Raw genomic sequence first — 20,210 nt, 5'->3', positions numbered from 1 at the left:
GCGGCATGAACGACGCAAGGGAGGTGGGCGGGTGAAGACCCTGCTCATCGACAATTATGACTCGTACACGTACAACTTGTTCCAGCTGATCGCGGAGGTCAACGGCGAGGAGCCGACGGTTATCCGCAACGACGCGCTGACCAGCAGAGTCGACAGTCTGCTGGAATTCGACAAGTTCGAGAACGTGGTCGTCTCCCCCGGGCCCGGGCACCCCGCCGCCGCCCGCGACTTCGGGATCAGCGCACGTGTACTCGCCGAGTCGCGGATACCCGTACTCGGCGTCTGCCTCGGTCACCAGGGCATCGCGCTCGGCGAGAGCGGTCGGATCGCGCCCGCCCCGGAGCCGCGTCACGGGCATCTCTCCACGATCCGGCACGACGAGCGGGACCTCTTCAAGGGGCTGCCGCAGAACTTCACCGCCGTGCGCTACCACTCCCTCTCCGTGCGCGAGCCGCTGCCCGACACCCTTGAGGCCACCGCCTGGGCCGAGGACGGCGTCCTGATGGGGCTGCGGCACCGCACGCGCCCCCTGTGGGGAGTGCAGTTCCACCCGGAGTCGGTCCTCACCGAGTACGGGCGCCGCATGCTCATGAACTTCCGCAACCTCACGGCGGAACGCGCCCGCAAGCTCCGGACGAAGAACACCGCCGTCACCCGCACCGCGGCGGCGATGCCCGAGCTCCCCTCCCCCACGCTCGTCCCCCGCACCGCCCGCATCCCCGCGCAGCGCCGCCCGCCTCAGCAGCGCCCCACCCACCGTCTGCACACCCGCCGGATCGCCACCGCCGTGGACACGGAGGCCGCCTTCGGCCGGATGTACGCCGGCTCGCCGCGCGCGTTCTGGCTGGACAGTTCCCAGGTCGAGAAGGGGCGGTCGAGGTTCTCGTTCCTCGGGGACGGTTCCGGTCCGCTCGCCGAGTTCGTGCGCTACGACGTCACGAGCGGCGTCTGTGAGATCGAGCGGGCCGGGCGGCCGACGCGCAAGGTCAGGGCGAGCGTCTTCGACTACCTGAAACGGCAGTTGACGTACCGTCATGTCGACGCCACCGGACTGCCCTTCGACTTCACCGGCGGATACGTCGGCTACTTCGGGTACGAGACGAAGGCCGACTGCGGCCCCTCGTCCCGGAACACCGGCGGCCCCGCTCCTTCCACTCCCTCCGCTCCCTCCAACGTCCACCAGGCCCAGACCCCCGACGCCTGCTGGCTGTTCGCCGACCGGCTGATCGCGGTGGACCACCAGGACGGCTGCACGTACGCCGTCTGCGTCGCCGAGGACACTCCGCAGGCCACGCTGGAGGCCGCCGACTGGCTCGACAGCGCGCTGGCCCAACTCTCCTTCGTGTCCGGGGAACAGCCGCCGCTGCCCGTGCCGGCAGCCGAGCCTGACCCCGCCTCGGCGGAACCGTGGCTGGTGCGCGACCGGGCCACCTATCTCGCCGACATCGCGGCCTGCCGACGGGAGTTGACGGCCGGCACGAGCTACGAGGTCTGCCTGACCAACGCGGCCCGGATGCCCGCCCCGACCGACGCGTACGACTACTACCGGGTCCTGCGTCGCGTCAACCCGGCGCCGTACGCGGCGTTCCTGCGGTTCGGGGACCTGGAGGTGGCCGGCTCCTCCCCCGAGCGGTTCCTGCGGATCACCCGCGACGGCATGGCCGAGGCCAGGCCCATCAAGGGCACCGCCCCGCGGGGCAACGACCCGGAGGAGGACGACCGGCTCCGGGACTCACTGGCCGCGGACGACAAGACGCGCGCCGAGAACCTGATGATCGTCGACCTGCTCCGCAACGACCTGGGCCAGGTCTGCCGCACCGGGACGGTACGCGTCTCCCGGCTCATGGTCGCCGAGACGTACGCCACCGTGCACCAGCTCGTCTCCTACGTCGAGGGACAGCTGCGCGAGGGCACCGACTCGGTGGACGCGGTCCGCGCCTGCTTCCCCGGCGGCTCGATGACCGGCGCGCCCAAGCTCCGCACGATGGAGATCATCGACGAGCTGGAGACCGAAGCCCGTGGCGTGTACTCCGGCGCCCTCGGCTATCTGGGGTGCGGCGGCGGTGCGGACCTCAGCATCGTCATCCGGACCGCCGTGATCGCCGACGGCGAGATGCAGCTGGGCGCGGGCGGCGCGATCATCCTCGGCTCGGACCCGGTCGCGGAGTACGACGAGATGCTCCTGAAGACGTCCGCGCAGATGCGGGCCTACCAGGAGTACCAGGAGCAGTCCGAGGCCCAGTACGAGGAGCATTACGAGGGCGACCGGGAGTACCGGGAGTATCCGCGGTCCTCGTCCCTGTCGGCCGCCGCCGAGGAGGCCGCCCGATGACGACCCACCCGTCCACCACCGCTCCCCCGGCGCCCGCAGCCGCAGCCGCGCAATTCCCCGCCGATGCCGGTGCCCCCGGCAATCTCGCCGCCCATCTCGCCGCCCTCGCCGAACGGCGCGGCTGGAGCGACCGGGCCGCCTTCCACCAGAGCCACCAGGGGCACCGCTCCTGGACGCACGGCGAGGTGCACGAGCTGGCCGCCCGTACCGCGACGGTGCTCGCCCGGCACGGGGTGGGGCCCGGCGACCGGGTGCTCCTCGCGCTGCCCGACGGCATCACCTGGGTCACCGCCTTCCTCGCCGCCGCCCGGCTCGGTGCCGTAGCCGTCCTGGTCAACCCCGAACTCCCGCCCGCCGACCACGCGTTCATGGCCGAGGACGCCGAGGCCGTGCTGTGCGTGACCGGACCCTGGACGGAAGAGAGCGAGGGCGACGAAGGGCGTTTCGCCGGGCGGCCCCTCCTGGGCGCCGACCAGCTCGCCGCCCTCGCCCCCACCGCCGAACCCACCACCACCGCACACCCGGTGGACGCGCACACGCCGTTGTACGTGCAGTACACGTCGGGAACCACCGGACGCCCCAAGGGAGTTGTGCACTGTCACGGCGACCCGAAGACCTACCACGACCTCATCGGACGCCGTCTGCTGCGGATCACCGAGGACGACGTCACCCTCTCCGTCTCGAAGCTCTACTTCGCCTACGGCTTCGGCAACGCCTTCGTCTTCCCGCTCTTCTCCGGCTCGTCGGCCGTCCTGGTGGACCGGCGCCCGACCCCGGCCGCCGTCGACGAACTCGTGGCCCGCCACCGGGTGACGCTGCTCTACTCCGTGCCGTCCGCCTACGCGGCCCTGGTCGCCGACCGGGGCAACGGACACCAGGCCTGTTTCGCCTCCGTCCGGGCCGCCGTATCGGCCGGCGAGGGGCTGCCGGACGGGCTCGGACAGCAGGTCGGCGAGTTGCTCGGCGCGCCGGTGCTGGAGCAGATCGGGTCCACGGAGGCCGGGCACGCCTTCTGCGCCAACAGCCTCGACCACAACCACCCCGGTACGGTCGGCCACCCCGTCCCCGGTTTCGAGGTCGAGCTGCGCGACCGCGCCGGGCTCCGGTTACCCGACGCCGACGAGGGCACCGAGGGCGAACTCTGGGTGCGTGGGCCCACGGTGACGAGCGGCTATCTCAACCGGCCCGAGGAGACCGCCCGTTCACTGGTCGGCGGCTGGCTGGCCACCCGGGACCGGGCGGTGCGTGAACCGGACGGCACCTACCGGCATCTGGGCCGCGCCGACGACCTGGAGATGGTCGGCGGCATCACGGTCTCGCCGCTGGAGGTGGAGGCCGTACTGCACACCCACCCGGCGGTGAAGGAGGTCGCCGTGGCCGCTCTCACCGACGAGCGGGGCTTCAGCAGACTGCGTGCCTTCGTCGTCCCCGTCGGGCCGGTCCGGGCGGGTCTGGAGACCGAGCTCATCGGGCTGGCCCACGCCCGGCTCGCCGCCTTCAAGGTCCCCCGGAGCGTCAGCTTCGTCCCGTCGCTGCCCCGCACCCCGACCGGGAAACTCCGCCGCCATCTGGTCCGCCGGGGCGCCTGGTGACCCCGGCGACCACCACACCCTCCACGACCACCCGCCGTACGACAGGAAGGACCGGGCGCATGCCACAGCCGCAGCCCCTGCTCGCCGACCGCGGTTTCTATCTGGGCCCGGTCTTCCGGCGGGCCGCCGACCGCCACGGAGCCGTCTTCGTCACCCTGGACCGGCCGCTCGACGTCAGTCCCGGTCTCGGCGTCAACCTCAGTTACGTCCAACTGGCCGACCTGGTCGAGGAGTTGTCGGCCCAGCTGTGGGCGGCCGGGGTGCGGCCCTCGGAGGAGGTGGTCGTCCACAAGACGGACAACGTCGACATCGTGCTGCTGACCTGTGCCGTCTCCCGTATCGGTGCGGTCCCCGTGCTGCTGTCCCCGGGCCTCGCCGGACCGGTCGTCGCGCAGCTGCTGGCCCGTCTGCACCGCCCCTGGCTGCTCACCGACAGCGCCAAACTCACCGGTGCGCTGGCGGAGTTGGACCTTGCCCCGCTGGTCCGCCGGACCCTCTCCGTGGACGCCGACACCGGTGCCGACACCCCCGGCGCCGAGCCGCTGGCCAGGTACGCGGGGGCCGAGCCCGCCGCCGCCGTCCGCCTCCACCCCCGCGAACCCACCCTGATCACCCACAGTTCGGGCACCACCGGCATCCCCAAGCTCGCCGTGCACTGCGCGAACACCATGTGGAACCGTCTCGTACCGCAGCAGGCGATGGGCTGGCCCACGCGCGGGGAGACGGCCGCGCTGCACATGTCGTTCGTGCACTCGCGCTTCTACCATCTCCTCGGCGTGCTCCTGCACTTCGGCAGCCCGCTGCTCCTGATCACCGACCCGGCCCCGGCCGCTGTGGGCCCGCTGCTCGCCCGCCATCGCCCGGGCATCGTCGAGACCCACCCCAACACCTTTGTCCTGTGGGAGGAGTTGGCGGACGCACCGGGTCAACCGCTGTCGCGCGTACGGTCGTACGGGTCGACGTTCGACGCGATCCACCCACGGACCGTACGGCGGCTGCTGGGCGCCTCGAAGCGCCGTAGCGCCTGGCTGATCCAGCTGTACGGGCAGAGCGAGACCGGGCCCGTCGCCTTCCAGTGGTTCACCCGGCGCGGCGTCGCGAAGGTGGACGGACGCCGGGTCGGGATCGGGATTCCCGGCTTCACCCGGGTCCGGGTGACCGACGACAACGGCCGGCCGGCCGCGCCGGGCAAACCCGGTCGCATCGAAGCGCGTACGCGTGGGCGCATCCTCACCTATCTCGGCGCGCGCGAGCAGTATCTGCGCCAGCTCGACGGCGACGGATGGTGGCAGATGGGCGACATGGGGTACCGCAGCAGGCTCGGCGCGCTGTATCTCATCGACCGGGAGATCGACCGGATCGACTCCGTGCACAGCAACCTGGAGGTCGAGGACACGCTGATGGACCGGCTGGAGGAGCTGCGCGAGGTCGTCATCGTGCCGGGCGCCGACCGTGAGCCGGTGCCGGTGGTCTGCGTACGGGACGAGATGCCGTTGGACCCGGACCGCTGGCGCCAGGCGACCGCCGATCTGCCGACGATGGCCGAGCCCCGGCAGTGGCGGTTCGAGGAGCTGCCGATGACGGCGACGTGGAAGGTGAAACGGGTGGAGATCACCCGCATGCTCGCCGAAGGCGCACGCACATGAACCCCCCGGACACCGACACTGCCCCTGACCGGGTCCTGGTCGTGGGCGCGGGTCCCGTCGGTCTCTCCGCCGCCCTCGGTCTGCGCGCCCACGGGCTGCCGGTCACCGTACTGGAGGCGGACCCCGAGGACCGTGAACGCCCGGGCAGCCGCGCCCTGTTCGTGCACCGCGAGACCCTGCGCCTGCTGGACGGGATGCGCCCGGGACTGGCCGCCGAGTTCGCGTCGTACGGACGCACGTGGCACACCCGGCGCACGCTGTACCGGGGCCGCGAGGTCTACTCCCGCACCTTCCCCGAGCAGCCGAAGGCGCCTGCGGCCACCCCGCCCTTCACCAGCCTGCGCCAGGTGGACACCGAGCGCTTCCTGCGGGCCGCCTGCCGGGACGCGGGCGTGGAGTTCGCGTGGGGCGTGCGGGTGACGGGCGTCCGGTCCTCGCCGACCGGGGTCACCCTCACCGACTCCGGCGGCGGCGTCTGGCACGGCACCCATGTGGTCGCCGCCGACGGCGCACGCTCGGCGGTCCGGGCGGAGTTGGGGATCACCATGGACGGCACCCGGTCGGAGGGGTTCCACGTGGTGGTGGACGTCGCCGACATCCCCGGCGCCGAACTCCCCCTGGAGCGCGTCTTCCACTACGAACACCCGGGCGTGGGCGGCCGGAGCGTGATGCGGGTGCCCTTCACCGGCGGCTTCCAGGTCGACCTCCAGTGCCGCGACGACGACCCGCTGGAGGCGTACGGAACGGAGGAGGCCGTACGGGACTGGCTGCCGGCGGTGCTGGAGGCGCCCGGGTACGGGAACCAGATCCTGTGGGTGTCGACGTACCGCTTCCTGCGCAAGGTCGCGGACGCGTTCACCGACCGGCACCGGCGGGTGCTGCTCGTCGGGGAGGCGGCGCATCTGTTCCCGCCGTTCGGGGCGCGCGGGATGAACAGCGGGATCGCGGACGCGGCGGCTGCGGCGGAGGCCATCGCGGCGGTCGCCAGGACGGGGCTGGTGGGAGCGGTCGCCGAGTTCGCCGAAGTACGGCACGCGGCGGCCGTGTTCAACAGCGCCGCCGCCGGCAACGCGCTGGACCATCTGCGGCCACGGCGCCGGATCGTCCGGGCCAAGCAGCGCGCGGCGGCTGCCCTCGCGCCGGTGCTGCCGTGGTGCGGATCGTGGCTGGAGCACGCACCGTACGGGCCCCGGAACGGGGCGCCGGCGGTGGCGGGCCGCACGTACTGACCGAGGTATCAGGAAAGAGCACTTGATGACGCGAACAGCAACACAAGCATCGGCCACGGAAGGGCTGTTGACGTGGTCGCCGCGCCGGGGCCTGACCGGCCCGGACGCACACGACCGAGTCCCGGCCGTCGGTGAGCGACTGGTGGTCGCCGACTCCTGGCTGCTGCGCGACGGCCGAGTACGCGGCCTCGGCCGGCACCGGGAGCGATTCCTGCGGGCCTGCGGCGACTCCGGCGGCCCCTCGCTGCGCCAACTGGTGGACTTCTGGCGGGACATGACCGACGCGCTGCCGCGCACCGGGGAATGGTTTCCCCGAGTTGAACTAGGCGCCGAGTCCAGGGAATTGAGGCTTCTTCTCCGCCCCGCGCCTCCGCTCGGCACGGGCGTACGGGTCTGGGCGGTGGGCCAGTTGGACGCGCGTACCGTCCCCCGCCGCAAGGGTCCCGACCTGGACATTCTGGCCCGGCTCCGGCAACGGGCGATCGCCGAGGGCGCGGACGAGGCGGTGCTGATCGCCCCCTCGGGCGTGGTCCTGGAGGGCATCCACTCCAGCCTCCTGTGGTGGGAGGACGACACCCTGTGCCTGCCCTCGCCGCAACTCCCGGTCCTGGCCGGAGTCACCGTCGCCCTCATCCAGCAACACGCCCAGCGCACCGGCGTCCGCGTCGCCCACCGCGAACGTACTCTCGCCGACCTCGACGGCTGTGAGGTGTGGCTCGTGAACGCGCTGCACGGAATCCGCCCGGTGACGGAATGGACGGGCGGAGCGCAACCGCCCATGCGGGCGGGCCGGGCGGTACGGGCCGCCGAATGGCGGCTATGGCTGGAAGGCGTGGCAGAGCCACTGCAATAACAAAAGGCCACACAAAGGGAGGGGCAGGGTAGGGCGCATTCACATTCGCCCTACCCTGCCCCTCCCTGCCTTTTCCTGCCTGAATTCAGTTGCTCTTCTGGACCGGCTGATAACCCCCGGGAACCATACGCGTGGCGATGGCGATCCGGTTGTACGCGTTGATGACGGTGGCCGCCCAGATCAACGCCGCGACCTGTGCCTCGTCGAAGACGGCGGCGGCCTCGGCGTAGACGTCGTCGGGGACGTGTCCGTCCTGCACCAGGGTCACGGCCTCGGTCAACGCCAGTGCGGCGCGCTCCCGTTCGGTGAAGAAGGGGGTCTCCCGCCAGGCGTTCAGGGCGTAGATCCGCTGCTCGGTCTCGCCCTGGGCGCGGGCGTCCTTGGTGTGCATGTCGAGGCAGAAAGCGCAGCCGTTGAGCTGGGAGGCGCGAATCCGGATCAGTTCCAGGAGTTCGGGTTCGACCTTGGCGTCCTGCGCGGCGGAAACAGCGGCACCGTGCAGGGCGCCCATCGAGGCGGAGACCTCGGGGGTGATTTTCTTGAGGGCGACTCGGGATATAGGTTCAGTGGCGGTCATGGGATTACTGTATACGCTGAAAAGCGCTCCGGGATGAATTCCCGGAGGGACCGTCCTGAGGCTCCCAGACCGCATAGTCGGCGAACGTACGCCGGTAGCGATTGTGCCCCGTGTCCTGCGTGTGCCTGCGCTGCCACTCCTCCACGTCCGCCGGGCCCTGCCGTACGCCGGAGGCAGCTCCGCAGTCGGTCTCGTCACCGGACACACAGCGCGCCGCGTACTCCGGTTCGGCGGTCTGGTCCTGGACGATCGTGTAGGGCACGTAGCGGAAGATCCGGCGGGTCATGCGCCGTGGTCCCGGCGCTGGTGGGAGCGGAGCAGGACGTTCGCGTCCGTCTCCCCGCTCCAGTCGAACCCGGCGCGGGCGAGGGCGCGTCGGTCACCCAGGTCGGCGCACTCCGCACAGCCGGGGACCGGCACCGGCGGGCGGCACACCTCACGGCTCGGCCCGTTCACCGGTTCCGCCCGGTTGCGCACGGCCTGGTCGTTCACCGCCCGCACCTTGGCGCTCAGTTGCTCGGCGGGAGTCGCGGGGCGTACGTCGGCCGGGGCCGCCTCCCACTCCCGGCCGCCGCCGAGCGGGCGGAGCAGAAGATACGGGCCGACCTTCGCCCGGTACTCCCCGACCCTCTCCGCCTCCTCGTCGTACAGAACCGCTCCGGCCTCCGGGGCCGTACCCGCACACTTGTCTGTCTCCACGCGCTTCTCCACGTCGATGCGTCCCTGTGCCCCTGTGCCCCGTTGGGGTGGGCAACTACCGGTTGTGGAGACAGCGTTGCGCTCCGTTGGGTAGCTTCACCAGGCAGAACGCCATGACTGAGCCGAGGTCATGGCAGGCCCCCATGACCAGGCCCTGGTCATGACGGAGGAGGTTTGCGAATGACCGTCGAGACCGACCCCGCCCCTGACCCCACCAAGTCCCTCCTGGCCTTCTTCGGCACGGAGTTGACCCGCCTGCGCACCAAGGCAGGGCTGTCCCAGGAGCAGACGGCCCGCCTCGCCCACACCACCCAGTCGATGCTGTCGAAGGTCGAGGCGGCGAAACGGGTTCCGTCTCTGGACCTCGCGCGCGACCTCGACGTCGCGCTGAAGACGGACGGCCACTTCGCGCGGCTGCACCCGCTCGTCATCAGTTACGCGTATCCGTCCTGGTTCCTGCCGTTCGTGGAGCTGGAACGTGAGGCCGTGTCCATCCGGTCGTTCCAGAGCCAGATCCTCTCCGGTCTGTTGCAAACCGAGGAGTACGCACGCTCCATGTTGGTCGCCGTCCGGCCGGACAACCTCGACGACCTGGTGGCCGCCCGAATGACGCGGCAGGAGATCTTCGAACGCGAGGATCGCCCCCGGACCTGGTTCATCGTGGACGAGTACGTGCTCATGCGGCACATCGGCGGTGAGTCCGTGATGCGCGGCCAGTTCGAACGCCTACTGGAGGCGGGCCAACATCCCCGCACGGTGATCCAGATCATCCCCCGCACTGTGGTCGAGCATCCCGGTCTAGCAGGTCCGTTCACGGTGCTTGGGTTCGATGAAGGGCCGGACGTGCTCTTCGTAGACGGCTTCTCCCAGGGTCGAACAGCCCTTGGCCAGGACGAGGTGGCCGAGGGGATCCGAGCCTATGATCTGCTCAGGGCGGTTGCCCTGTCGCCCGACGCGTCGGCCGAGTTGATCCGCAGGCATCTGAAGGAGCTGGACACATGATCAGCGCAAGCGAGCTGTCTGTTGTGTGGCGCAAGAGCAGCTACAGCACCAATGGTGGCGACTGCCTCGAAGTCGGCGGAACGATCAGTGCGGACGAGCTGCCCGTTGCATGGCGCAAGAGCAGCTACAGCAGCCCCAACGGCGGCGAGTGCCTCGAAGTCGGCGACGGCGTGGCCGACATCGTCCCCGTCCGCGACTCCAAGTCCCCCCACGGCCCGGCGGTTCTCTTCGCCTCCTCCGCCTGGGCATCGTTCGTCACCGAGGTCAAAGAGAAGCAAGGGCGCTGAGCGACGGCTGACGCAGCGAGGATCGGCCGTTGACTCCGTATTCCCTGGCGTTCTACATGGACGTCGTCACCACCGGCACCGTGTTCGGCGTGAGCCACGCGGATTCTCCCGAGCATGTCGCCAAGGTTCTGGGGCCGGACGTCGCCGAGGGCTTCCTCAACGATCACACCATGTGCCTCGGCTACGGCTTCGCCGAGTTCTTCTGGGACCGCGCTTCCCCCGACCAGCCCTGGTCGGGCCACCACTTCACCCTTCAGGTGCACCGGCTCGCGCGCCGGGACCGCAGCGACGTCCACGACGTGTTCCGCGCCCGGTACGGACGGTTCACCCCCAGGCTCCGGTTCGAGAAGCTGCGGCGTCTGCTGGCGCGGCGCGGCGTCCCCCTGCTGGAGATCCCGCCAGTCCCGGGGTTCGGCCCGTACTTCCGTACGTTCTGGCAGCCCGAGTCCCGTGTCGCCGTCACCGTCATAGGCACCTACGGCGAGTACCAAACGCCGGACAATCTCCGGGTCGGCGACGTGTACAGCGTCCACGGCCCGCTGACCACCAGGGAGGTGGAGTGGCGGAGGGCAGAGGCAGGTCAGCAAGGACATGCGGCTCCCCCCTCCGGAGAGATCACTCCCCTCGCCCCACCCACAGCCTCCTGAACCCCCAGTCTCCGACAGCGGCGGCAAGGACCCCCAACGGGCCGTCGAGCGGGCCGCATTGCCCGTCGCGGCGGGCACCAGGTGCGTCTACCCCATCGGCGCCCCGCTCGCCGTACCGCCGCTGCTGCGGTCCGGCATCGAGGCGTCGCTCACGTGTTCGTCGGCGGGGTCAGGCAGGGGACGTGGGCCCGGACGTAAGCCCGGACCCCGTCACCCCGTCACCCTTCGCCTTCTTCCTGCTCTCGCGCACCGTCCGGCGGCGCTCCTCCTCCGCGTCCCAGCGGCGCTTCAACTCCAGGCTGCGTTCGCTGAGCGGGATCGGCTCGTCGTCCTCCTCCCGCCACAGGCCCTGCTCCTTGAGGCGGCGGGTCTGCACGTCCACGGGCGGTTCCGGGTCGAAGTCGGAGGGGCGCGGGCCCTCGGGGCCGTCGGGGCCGACCCTGATCAGGCGTTCGACCCGGGTGACGCGGTAGCGGACGCCGTCGACGGTCGCGACGTTGGAGCGCTTCTCGTCGACGCGGTCGGCGGCCAGGGCGTACTCGGCGGCCTTCTCCTCGCTCAGCCGCAGGGTGAACGGGGCCATCACGCGCAGCCAGTAGGCGAGGGAGTCCCGCGCGCCCTGGGGTGTGGAGTCCGAGGAGCCGGGATTGTGCGCCCGCCAACTCCCGTCCACCCGCTCGGAGATCATGTAGACGGCGGGCAGCAGCACCCCGCCCGGGTGCGTGTGCAGGGCCCGCCGAGCCTCGTCCCGGACCTCCTGCGGTGCGCCGGGCGCGACGCCGACGAACTGGATGAGGTCCAGTTTGAGGATGCCGTCGGACAGCCCGGTGCCGGTGATGGGATCGACCACGAAGCCCTTGGTGCGCGGTCCCACCCGGTACGCCTCGCCGACCTCCGCCGGGTCGGGGTCGGAGGGGCGGGGCGGCTCGGGCCCGTTCGGCCCCATCCGGACGAAGCGGGAGGCGCGCACGATCCGGAAGCGCTCGCCGCGCACCCGCAGGTCGTTCACGACCTCCCGGTCCATGCGCACCGCCGCCGCCATCCACTTGCGCCGGGCAAGTTCGTCCCCGGCCTCCTCGGCGTCCCTGGCGTGCAACCGGAACTCCGAGCCGAGCGAGTCCCGGGAGCCCTGCGGGGTGTCGCTGCCGTAGCCGTGGAGTTCCCAGCCACCCGTCTCGCGCTCCCTGGCATGGAAGAACTCGGGGATGCCCACCCCCATCAGGTCGGGGTACCGCCGGGCGGCCTCCGCGGCCTCCTGCTCCGCGAAGGCCGCGATCGGGCCCTCCTGGGCGGTGACCCGGATCGTCAGATACGCCGGAACATCATCCCTGTAGTCGCTCATGCACTGAGCGTGCACACAACGGGCCTGCCGGACACGTGATTTCACCGAATTCAGGGGGTCTGAGGTGTGGAATCCTGTGGAATCTCCGCCTCGCAGGCGCCGAGGGGCGGGCAGAACCAGTCCAACGCCGTGGTGAGAAGCTCCAGTTCGTCGTCGCGGCCGTCCGCGTCCGGGCCGTACGCGGCGATCGCGTAGATGTTGCTGTCCGAGGCCACGAAACGCTCGTCGTAGACGTGCCAGGTGCCGAGGTCGGGTTCGCCCCGTATCGAGTCGGCCAGATACTCCAGCCTCGATCCCGTGAAGGTGCCGTCGTCGAGGGTTTCCCTGCCGATCTGCGTGAAACCGGGCGCCTTCGGGGTCTCGTCCGAGAGAAACAGGTCGAAAGACGCGTCCGGCGACGACTCCGACACCTGGTACACCTGTATCCGGTGAGTGCGGTCCGAGTCGCGGTAGTTGACCACGCGGATGCCGTACGAGGAGTCCGCCGTGGTGCGTTTCCACCCCTCGGGGATCGCGATCCGGAAACCCTCCTCGTCCTCGTGCACCGTGTAACCGACGGGCGGTTCGGACACGGACGCGGAGGGCGAGGCCGTGCCCTCGGTGGGCGACCGGGTCACGTCCGTCGGCTCCGACGTCACGGGCGTGGGGGACGCCGGGGAGGCCGTGGACTCCTGGGCCGTGGTCGTCCGGTTGTCCTTGTCGTCGTCCCCGGGGCGGACCACGAAGGTCAGCACCAGACTCACGGCGACAGCGACGACGGCGGCCCCGATCAGCACGGACCACATGAGCCGCCGTCTCGGGCCACCGGTGGCGGCGGGCGTGGCCGGTTGGCCGGCGGGCGGCCAGGACACGCTCGGCTCCTCGGCGAAGAGACCGCCACCATCAGCGTCCGTCGTGGCCCCTCCGGCAGCCGCCGGGGGCCAGCCGCTCTGCGCAGCGGCCCCCGGCCACCCGACGGGCGCGGACACGGTGGGCGCCTCGGCCGACGAGGCCACGGGCGGCCACTCACCCGCACTCGCCGGATCGACGTCCGACGCGCCCGCCCCCACCGCCCCCGGCCACCCGGCAGGCACGGAGCCGGAGGGTGCCTCGGGCACGTGCGGCCACTCATCCGCACCGGCCACACCGGCCACACCGGCCACACCGGCCGGACCAGCGGCCGACGGCCCGTGGACCGGCGTGCCCGGCCACCCGGCCGACGCGGAGCCGGTGGGCGCCCCGGCCGGCCCCGATACGAGGGGCAGCCCCTCCGCACCGGCCGGCGGCCCGTAGGCCAACGCGTCCGCGCCCCCTGCGGGCGCGTCCGTGCCCGCTGCCCCCTGCCCCGTCGGCAGAAAGGCCGGCCGAGGCGGTGGCGGTGGGGTCGTCGGAGCGGTGCTGCGGCTCTCGGCGTCCTCCCAGCGCTGCGTCTCCTCGTTCCAGTACCGCGATCCCCCGCTCATCGTGGTCCCCTCACAGCCCCACGAGGCCCGCCACGGCCCCGGCCGACGCGAGCACGCTCAGCAGGGTCTGGGAGTCGGTGAGCAGCTCCCGCAGTCTTTCCCGGCGCGAGGGAGCCGCCCGGCCGGTGCGGGTGATCTCCTCCTCCGTCTCCTCCAGGGCCGCGCGCAGTGCGTCGGTCTCCTCGCTGGCGCGCACCCGGGTCAGGTCGGCGCGCAGCTCGCGTACCGCCTTCAGCAGTTCCTCGGCGGCCTCGTCGCGCTGGGGAGCCGTGCCGTGGTGGCCGACGGCACGCGCGTGGCTGCCGATGGCGAAGGTGCTGTGCGAGACATCGCCGATACTGACGTTCGGTTCGTCGGTGGTCATCAGGTACCGGATCCCGTCTGCGGCGCGGTGCCGCCGGTCGTGGAGGAGGCGGAGGCGTGCCGGCCGACCGCGAAGGTGCTGTTCTCGACCCGGGCGATGTTCGTCACGTCGCCGTTGTTGTTGATGTTGACGATCTTCTGCATGAACTCGCCGGTCTGGTAACCGGATTCGGCCAGCGCGACCCGCACCCCGTTGGCCACCCGGTCCTGCACGTTCTTGAGGTAGCGCAGGACGTCCATCTCCTGGAAGTCGGACCCGAGGGATACGGAGCCCAGCTCCCGCACGGACAGGCCCGGCCCGTCGGGCAGCGCCCCGGCGTGGCCGCCGGTCAGCAGCCGCCAGACGTACAGCAGGCCCTTGCCCAGCGTGAGGAGTGAGCGGGCCACGGAGCCGGGGACCTGGGCGAGGGCCCAGGCCGCCTTTCCGAGCGCGTTGTTGTTGAGGTAGCGATGGGCGGCGCGGTCGGCGTTCTTGAAGTCCTCCCGCACCGGCGTCAGCACGTGCGGGGCGACCTCCAGGGTGAGCATGCGGCCCTGGGTGTGGATGCGCACGAACACCGTGACGACCAGCTCCTCCTCCCAGCCGCCGACCCGGATGCGCAGGAAGTGCCGTCTCTTCTCGGCGCCCTCCTCGACAGCGCGCGCCCGGTGCTCCTCGAAGGCCTGCGGGTGGTACGGCGCCTCCTCGCGCCGCCGGATCCCCTCGGCGGGCAGGAACACGCACTCGTCGATCTCCAGCCGGCGCAGCCGGTCCCGCCCGAGCTGACCGGCGTACTCGGCGGGCAGCCGCAGCTGTTCGATCAGCGGCCGGATCTTCTCCAGCACGACACGGTTGCCGAGCGGCTGCTGCTTCTTCATCTCGTCGGGCCGCAGCTCCACGGCGAGCACCCACGTCTGGTAGGCCGCGCCGGCCCCGCGGAACGGCCGCGCCTCGTTGTACATGATCAACGGGGCGTGCTGTTCGAGCCGGATGCGGTCCTTGAGCCGCTGGAACCGCTGCCCCTCGGCCTGCTCGGCCGGGTCCGAGGCGGCGTCCGGGAAGCGCTGCGGGGACAGTTCCGCCGCCAGCGCCCTGGCGAACTGGCCGCGCTGCGCGGCCACGCACAGCGCGATCAGGGCGAACATCGCGAACGTCGCCCAGGCCTGCCACAGACCGATCAGTTCGCTGACGCTGTCGCCGGACGGCACCAGTACGTCGCTCGCGCTCGGCGAGTCGGAGTAGCCGTCGCCGTACAGGCCGGAGGACGAACCGTAGGACGAACCGCTCGCCGAGTCGTCGTCCAGGACGCCGAACGCGACGGCCGCCGTGAAGAACAGCAGCATCGCGAACAGGATTCGGCCCCACCAGCGGAGCAGGAAGGCGGGCAACCGCCGGTACAGGGGCGGGTACGCGTCACGGCCCCGGATCCAGGACGCGACCGCGATGTACGCGACGGGGAACAGGAAAAGGGCGAGCAGACCGCCGGTCAGCGCCGTGCCGATCACCCACAGGCCCAGGATCGCCCCGGCCCACATCAGCTCCTGACGTCTGGCCCGCAGGGCGTGCGCGAGGACGCGGGCGGCGTCGAAGCCGAGCGAGGGCGCCACGATCCGCTGTTCGTTGAGATGCAGTTCCTCGATGACCTGGTCGCGGTATCCGGAGTCCAGGTAGGTGCCCGCGCACAGCAGCCGGGTGGCCTCACTGGCGTGCGGCGGTACGGGCGCCGGTGCGGGCGGTGCGGCCGGTGACGGCTGTGGCTGCTGCGGCACATACGCGGTACTCACGCTGCTCCCCCGATGCGTGTAACGACCCTTGCCAGAGGGCCAGTTGACAGCCCATCAGCATAGAGGGGCGGAGGGGTCCGGGGACAGCGGTTTGAGGGACGGCGGATTGTCAGGGCCCGCGGACCGTCGCACGGGCAACGTTCACGGGGCGGAGCCGGACACACCCGGGCCCCGTCCGGCCGAAGCCTGAACGGGGCCCGAGAGCAAGACGGTTGGGGCTCAGATGAGGCCGAGGGCGCGGACCGCGTCGCGCTCCTCCGCCAGCTCCTTCACGGAGGCGTCGATGCGGGCGCGGGAGAACTCGTTGATGTCCAGGCCCTGGACGATCTCGTACACGCCGTCCTTCGTGGTGACCGGGAAGGAGGAGATGAGACCCTCCGGGACGCCGTAGGAGCCGTCGGACGGGATGCCCATGGAGGCCCAGTCGCCGTCGGCCGTGCCGTTGACCCAGGTGTGGATGTGGTCGATGGCGGCGTTGGCGGCGGAGGCGGCCGAGGACGCGCCACGGGCCTCGATGATCGCGGCACCGCGCTTGGCGACGGTCGGGATGAAGTCCTCGGCGAGCCACTTCTCGTCGCTCACGACCTCGGCGGCGTTCTTGCCGCCGACCGTGGCGTGGAAGATGTCGGGGTACTGGGTGGCGGAGTGGTTGCCCCAGATCGTCAGGCGCTTGATGTCGGCGACCGTCGAGCCGGTCTTCTTCGCCAGCTGCGTGAGCGCGCGGTTGTGGTCCAGGCGGGTCATCGCGGTGAAGCGCTCGGCCGGTACGTCCGGAGCGGCGGCCTGGGCGATCAGCGCGTTGGTGTTGGCCGGGTTGCCGACGACGAGGACCTTGATGTCGTCCGCGGCGTTGTCGTTGATGGCCTTGCCCTGGGGCTTGAAGATGCCGCCGTTGGCCTCCAGGAGGTCACCGCGCTCCATGCCCTTGGTGCGGGGGCGGGCGCCGACCAGCAGGCCCACGTTCGCACCGTCGAAGGCCACGTTCGGGTCGTCGGTGATGTCGATGCCCTGGAGCAGCGGGAAGGCGCAGTCGTCCAGCTCCATCGCGGTACCCTCGGCGGCCTTGAGCGCCGGGGTGATCTCCAGGAGGCGGAGCTTGACCGGCACGTCCGCGCCGAGCAGCTGGCCGGAGGCGATGCGGAAGAGCAGGGCGTAACCGATCTGGCCGGCCGCGCCGGTGACGGTGACGTTCACGGGAGTGCGGGTCATGGCGTTCTCCGTATGACAGCTGGCGGTGGGGCGTCGCTGCCCCGGTTCGGATGATCGATCTCTTGGCGTCAAGAGAGATCCGCCGTCAGGCTATCGCGCATCCGGGATCCCGGATGTCCCGGTCCCGTGTGGCCCAGCCCACAGAGCCGCGTTCACCGTGCCACGAAAGGCGACGGCCGCCCGTCCGGGGGGAGGGGGTGACGGGCGGCCGTCGCACGGGAATCGACCATGGCGGACTCCCGTGGGGTACTTCCGCACCTGCCCCGAACCGGGCCGGGCATTCCCCTCGTACGGCGATTCGCGATTCCGTACGAGGAGAAGGTGCCGTGGTTCCGTCCTGCTTCGCGCAGCAGTCCTACAGGGTGCAGCCCTACTGGGAGCAGGCTTACTGGGTGCAACCCTTCTGCCCGGTCGCACCGAGCGTGACGCACGCCGTCGCGTCGCCCGCGTCCTTCACGGCCACCATCGGCGTGTACGCGTCGGTGTCCGTGTCGACCGTGCCGGTCTGCTTCGCCGCGCCGGAGGCGGTGACGTCGACCTGGTCACCCGGGGCGGCCTGGGTGACGCGCGCCCACGCCGCCCGGCAGGTCTTGCTGTAGCGGACCTCGACGAGCGTGGTGCCGACGGTGACGCTGTTGGCGGTCTGCGCCAACTCGCCGCCGCAGCCCATGCTCTCCGGGTCCTTGCCGGTGCACGCGGCGCCGCTGCACTTCACACCGACCGGCAGGTCGGGATCGATGCCGGCCGAGACGGTCGGCGACGGGCTCGGCTTCGCCTCCGGAGTGTCGTCGCCCCGGTTGGTGAAGATCAGGGCCGCCGCGACCACCACCGACGCCCCGACGACGCCCGCGAGGAACATCGTGAGCCGCCGCTTGCGCCGCGACCCGCCGGATTTTCCGCCGCCGCCCGGACGGGCGTCCTCCGGCGGACCGCCGGGCGCCGCCACAGGCGTAGCGGGAGTCCAGGGCGGTGCGCCCAGCTGTCCGGGCGCCCTCGACGCCCCGGAAGGTCCAGGTCCGGACGTTCCCGCGGGCGAGGCCGGGCGACCTCCGGCGCCGCCTCTCGCCGCGGGCCCCTGATACCCGGCCATGCCCCACGAGTTGCTCTCGGCCGAGACGGAACTCGCCGAACTCGCGGAACTCACCGAGCCGCCGGACACACCGCCCCGCGCCGCGCCGGCCCGTGCGTCGCCCGCCGAGTCCCGGGTCTCCGTGGCCTTCGGCTGCGGCGGCACGGTCGGCGAGACGCCCGCGGGTCCGGCGATTCCCGGAGTCACCGTCGCGCTCCGGGCCGCCCGCCCGTTCTTGCCGCTCCCGTTCTTCGTCTCGACGGCAGGCGCCCCGAACTCTCCGAGCGCGGCGCGCGCCTGGGAGATCCGGATCGCCTCCATCGTCATGTCGTGGCGCATCTCCGAGCGGCTCCAGGCGCGCTCGGCCAGCTCCCACATCGTGGTCAGGTGCACCGGATTGGTCCCGGTGACCTCGGCCAGGGCGACGATCGCACCCTTGGGCGCGAGCAGCCTGCCGTTGAGATAACGCTCCCACGACGTCTTGCTGTAGCCCGTGCGGTCGGCCACCGCCGCGATGTTCAGGCCACTGCGGTCCACGAGCCTCCGCAGCTGGCTCGCGAACTCCCTGACCTGCGGATCCAGTTCATCCGGCAAGGCCCTCCAACGAGGCATTGCGTCCCCCCTCATTCCCCCCGGTCGTGCTGGCTGTTCTCCCGTGCGTGGTGCCGTGGATCCCCTTGGCCGAATCCTCATGCTGGCTACCCACACGGATGCGCCCAGTCAGGATCTCGGTTCCCGGGGTGGGGGCGCACGGGAGCATTGTCGGGCCTGGAGGTGCACCGTTGCACGCCCCCGGCCCACCGTCCAGTGTTCCACCGACAGCCCTCCCGGCCGGCCGAACCTTCTGGATGGCGCACGGGACGCCCCGGACCGTCCCGATTGCCCACATTAACCCTGTCGCGTTGCGTTCCGGTTGCGATTCCTCGAACTTATCGACATATCGCCACATAGAAAGCACGAGAAAGGTCACATCGGACACACGGACGCCACATTCCCTGAGCACCGTCAACCAAAAGCGACAGCGCCGACCACCGCGAGCAGCCCGAGCACCAGGACGAGGACTACGGCGACGAGCAGCACCCACCGGGACGAGTCCACGGAAGCCACGGAAGCCACGGAATTCCCACCGGACCCACCGGACTCCACCCACCACGGAAGGGTGGGCACCTCCTCCTCGTACACCCCGTCCCGCTGCTCCGGGTTCGCCGGGGCCGGCGGCCGGGGCCAGGCCTGGACCGCCAGCTCCCAGCGGACGCCGAAGCGCTCGGCGTCCGTGGGCGTCAGGCCCGCGACACGGCACAGGGCGGTTATCGCCTGCCGGGGCGGCGGCTGGGTCGCGTTGAGGTACCGCTGCCAGGAGGACTTGCTGTACGCGGTGCGCGCGCCCAGCGCGGCCAGGCTGAGCCCGGTGCGGTCCTTGAGGAGCCGCACCTGCTCGACAAAGTGCCGCACCTCCGGCGGCAGATCGTCCGGCAGCGGCTGCCAGGCGCTCATCGCGCGTCCTCCTCGACGTTCGTCGACCGGTCCGAGGCTGCCGGTCCGAGGCATTTGACGACGTCAGACGGTGGATCGGTTCCCGACGGGGCGAAGTACGGTCCTATCCGCCCAGGCTGCGGATCGTGTAGTGCAGCGTGTCGTCCAGGAACGGGATCTCCAGCCACGGCTTCGGCTGCGCCATCATCGACAGCAGCACGATGGCCGTACCCAGCACCGTGTACGTGACCATGTCCGTGAACCGGGAGCGGACGGCGAGCATGCCGACGTCCGGCACCACCCAGCGCAGTACCGCACCGGCCAGCAGCGCGGCCCCGATCAGCAGCGTCCCGTAGCGGAACACGTCGAGCGCGGTCATCAGGAGCCCGAGCCCGACCATGCTCAGCACGGCGAGGATCGGCCACTGCCGTGCGGGCGCCGGCGCGTCCCCCGAAGCCGCCCGGCCGCCTCCCTCGGGTCGCGCGGTGTCCCGCGTGAAGAGGGGGAAGCGACGCGTCGTACGCCGGGGACGCCCCTGGGCGTCCGGCGCGCTGACGGGGTCGATGGCCGTGGGCTCGGACACCTCACCGGCCTCCGGCACTGCACCGACCCGACCGCCCTGCCCGGCCACCCTGTCGGCTTCGGACACCCTGTCGACTTCGGCCGCCCCACCGGCGTCGGACC

General features: G+C 71.4%; 19 protein-coding genes. 8 read left to right on the top strand and 11 right to left on the bottom strand.

Going from position 1 to position 20,210, the window contains the following annotated elements:
• The first annotated feature begins 31 nt into the window (after positions 1–31).
• The 5 genes from pabB to IEY89_RS17605 are packed head-to-tail and all read left to right on the top strand — an operon-like array spanning position 32 to position 7,652.
• On the top strand, positions 32–2,332 hold the full coding sequence (pabB, locus tag IEY89_RS17625) for an aminodeoxychorismate synthase component I (protein WP_189148362.1): 2,301 nt from the start codon (positions 32–34) through the stop codon (positions 2,330–2,332).
• Positions 2,329–3,924: a benzoate-CoA ligase family protein gene (locus IEY89_RS17620; RefSeq protein ID WP_189148361.1), complete on the top strand. Its 1,596-nt coding sequence runs from the start codon at positions 2,329–2,331 to the stop codon at positions 3,922–3,924. The genes pabB and IEY89_RS17620 overlap by 4 nt, the downstream gene beginning before the upstream one ends.
• 59 nt (positions 3,925–3,983) lie before the next feature.
• Positions 3,984–5,570 carry a class I adenylate-forming enzyme family protein gene (locus IEY89_RS17615; protein WP_189148360.1) on the top strand — a complete coding sequence of 529 codons (1,587 nt, stop codon included), beginning with the start codon at positions 3,984–3,986 and terminating at the stop codon, positions 5,568–5,570.
• The gene (locus IEY89_RS17610; protein ID WP_189148359.1) at positions 5,567–6,799 is read left to right on the top strand and encodes an FAD-dependent monooxygenase; all 1,233 of its coding nucleotides are present in this window, start codon (positions 5,567–5,569) and stop codon (positions 6,797–6,799) included. The genes IEY89_RS17615 and IEY89_RS17610 overlap by 4 nt, the downstream gene beginning before the upstream one ends.
• A gap of 25 nt (positions 6,800–6,824) precedes the next feature.
• Positions 6,825–7,652 carry an aminotransferase class IV gene (locus IEY89_RS17605; RefSeq protein ID WP_189148358.1) on the top strand — a complete coding sequence of 276 codons (828 nt, stop codon included), beginning with the start codon at positions 6,825–6,827 and terminating at the stop codon, positions 7,650–7,652.
• Positions 7,653–7,737: 85 nt separating this feature from the next.
• On the opposite strand, the gene IEY89_RS17600 is transcribed toward IEY89_RS17605, so the two are convergent.
• From IEY89_RS17600 to IEY89_RS17590, 3 genes are read right to left on the bottom strand one after another with little or no spacing between them, the layout of a single operon-like run.
• On the bottom strand, positions 7,738–8,229 hold the full coding sequence (locus IEY89_RS17600; protein WP_189148357.1) for a carboxymuconolactone decarboxylase family protein: 492 nt from the start codon (positions 8,227–8,229) through the stop codon (positions 7,738–7,740).
• 4 nt (positions 8,230–8,233) lie between these two features.
• Positions 8,234–8,515 carry a DUF7848 domain-containing protein gene (locus IEY89_RS17595; protein ID WP_189148356.1) on the bottom strand — a complete coding sequence of 94 codons (282 nt, stop codon included), beginning with the start codon at positions 8,513–8,515 and terminating at the stop codon, positions 8,234–8,236.
• Positions 8,512–8,928 (bottom strand): hypothetical protein, encoded by a 417-nt coding sequence (locus IEY89_RS17590; protein ID WP_189148355.1) that lies wholly within the window; start codon positions 8,926–8,928, stop codon positions 8,512–8,514. The genes IEY89_RS17595 and IEY89_RS17590 overlap by 4 nt, the downstream gene beginning before the upstream one ends.
• Positions 8,929–9,108: 180 nt before the next feature.
• Between IEY89_RS17590 and IEY89_RS17585 the strand changes: the two genes are divergently transcribed.
• Genes IEY89_RS17585 through IEY89_RS17575 form a run of 3 tightly spaced genes read left to right on the top strand, consistent with a single transcriptional unit; the run spans position 9,109 to position 10,864 of the window.
• On the top strand, positions 9,109–9,930 hold the full coding sequence (locus tag IEY89_RS17585; RefSeq protein WP_189148354.1) for a helix-turn-helix domain-containing protein: 822 nt from the start codon (positions 9,109–9,111) through the stop codon (positions 9,928–9,930).
• Positions 9,927–10,217 (top strand): DUF397 domain-containing protein, encoded by a 291-nt coding sequence (locus IEY89_RS17580; protein WP_189148353.1) that lies wholly within the window; start codon positions 9,927–9,929, stop codon positions 10,215–10,217. Before IEY89_RS17585 ends, IEY89_RS17580 begins: the two co-directional genes overlap by 4 nt.
• A gap of 29 nt (positions 10,218–10,246) precedes the next feature.
• On the top strand, positions 10,247–10,864 hold the full coding sequence (locus tag IEY89_RS17575; RefSeq protein WP_229695275.1) for a hypothetical protein: 618 nt from the start codon (positions 10,247–10,249) through the stop codon (positions 10,862–10,864).
• Positions 10,865–11,033: 169 nt separating this feature from the next.
• Here IEY89_RS17575 and IEY89_RS17570 read toward each other — a convergent pair whose 3' ends face one another.
• The 8 genes from IEY89_RS17570 to IEY89_RS17535 form a co-directional block, all read right to left on the bottom strand.
• Positions 11,034–12,206 carry a DUF5954 family protein gene (locus IEY89_RS17570; RefSeq protein ID WP_189148352.1) on the bottom strand — a complete coding sequence of 391 codons (1,173 nt, stop codon included), beginning with the start codon at positions 12,204–12,206 and terminating at the stop codon, positions 11,034–11,036.
• 50 nt (positions 12,207–12,256) lie between these two features.
• Positions 12,257–13,648, bottom strand: a complete 1,392-nt coding sequence (locus IEY89_RS40675) for a serine/threonine kinase C-terminal domain-containing protein (protein ID WP_229695274.1) — start codon at positions 13,646–13,648, stop codon at positions 12,257–12,259.
• 10 nt (positions 13,649–13,658) lie between these two features.
• Entirely contained in the window at positions 13,659–14,012 is a 354-nt protein-coding gene (locus IEY89_RS17560; RefSeq protein WP_189148351.1) for a hypothetical protein, read from the bottom strand.
• Complete coding sequence (locus IEY89_RS17555; RefSeq protein ID WP_189148350.1) at positions 14,012–15,775, bottom strand: AbeC-like domain-containing protein; 1,764 nt, start codon at positions 15,773–15,775, stop codon at positions 14,012–14,014. Before IEY89_RS17555 ends, IEY89_RS17560 begins: the two co-directional genes overlap by 1 nt.
• Before the next feature lie 219 nt (positions 15,776–15,994).
• Positions 15,995–16,984: a malate dehydrogenase gene (locus IEY89_RS17550; protein WP_189148349.1), complete on the bottom strand. Its 990-nt coding sequence runs from the start codon at positions 16,982–16,984 to the stop codon at positions 15,995–15,997.
• Positions 16,985–17,369: 385 nt separating this feature from the next.
• Positions 17,370–18,665 carry an XRE family transcriptional regulator gene (locus tag IEY89_RS17545; RefSeq protein ID WP_189148348.1) on the bottom strand — a complete coding sequence of 432 codons (1,296 nt, stop codon included), beginning with the start codon at positions 18,663–18,665 and terminating at the stop codon, positions 17,370–17,372.
• 393 nt (positions 18,666–19,058) lie between these two features.
• The gene (locus IEY89_RS17540; protein WP_189148347.1) at positions 19,059–19,547 is read right to left on the bottom strand and encodes a helix-turn-helix domain-containing protein; all 489 of its coding nucleotides are present in this window, start codon (positions 19,545–19,547) and stop codon (positions 19,059–19,061) included.
• Positions 19,548–19,650: 103 nt separating this feature from the next.
• Positions 19,651–20,109, bottom strand: coding sequence for a DUF3017 domain-containing protein (locus IEY89_RS17535; protein WP_373287254.1), 459 nt, complete (start codon positions 20,107–20,109; stop codon positions 19,651–19,653).
• Positions 20,110–20,210: the final 101 nt, after the last annotated feature.

Source organism: Streptomyces lacrimifluminis (genome assembly GCF_014646095.1).
Lineage (GTDB): Bacteria > Actinomycetota > Actinomycetes > Streptomycetales > Streptomycetaceae > Streptomyces > Streptomyces lacrimifluminis.
The sequence above is the reverse complement of the archived record's forward strand: the minus strand, read 5'-3'. Positions and strand labels throughout refer to the sequence as shown.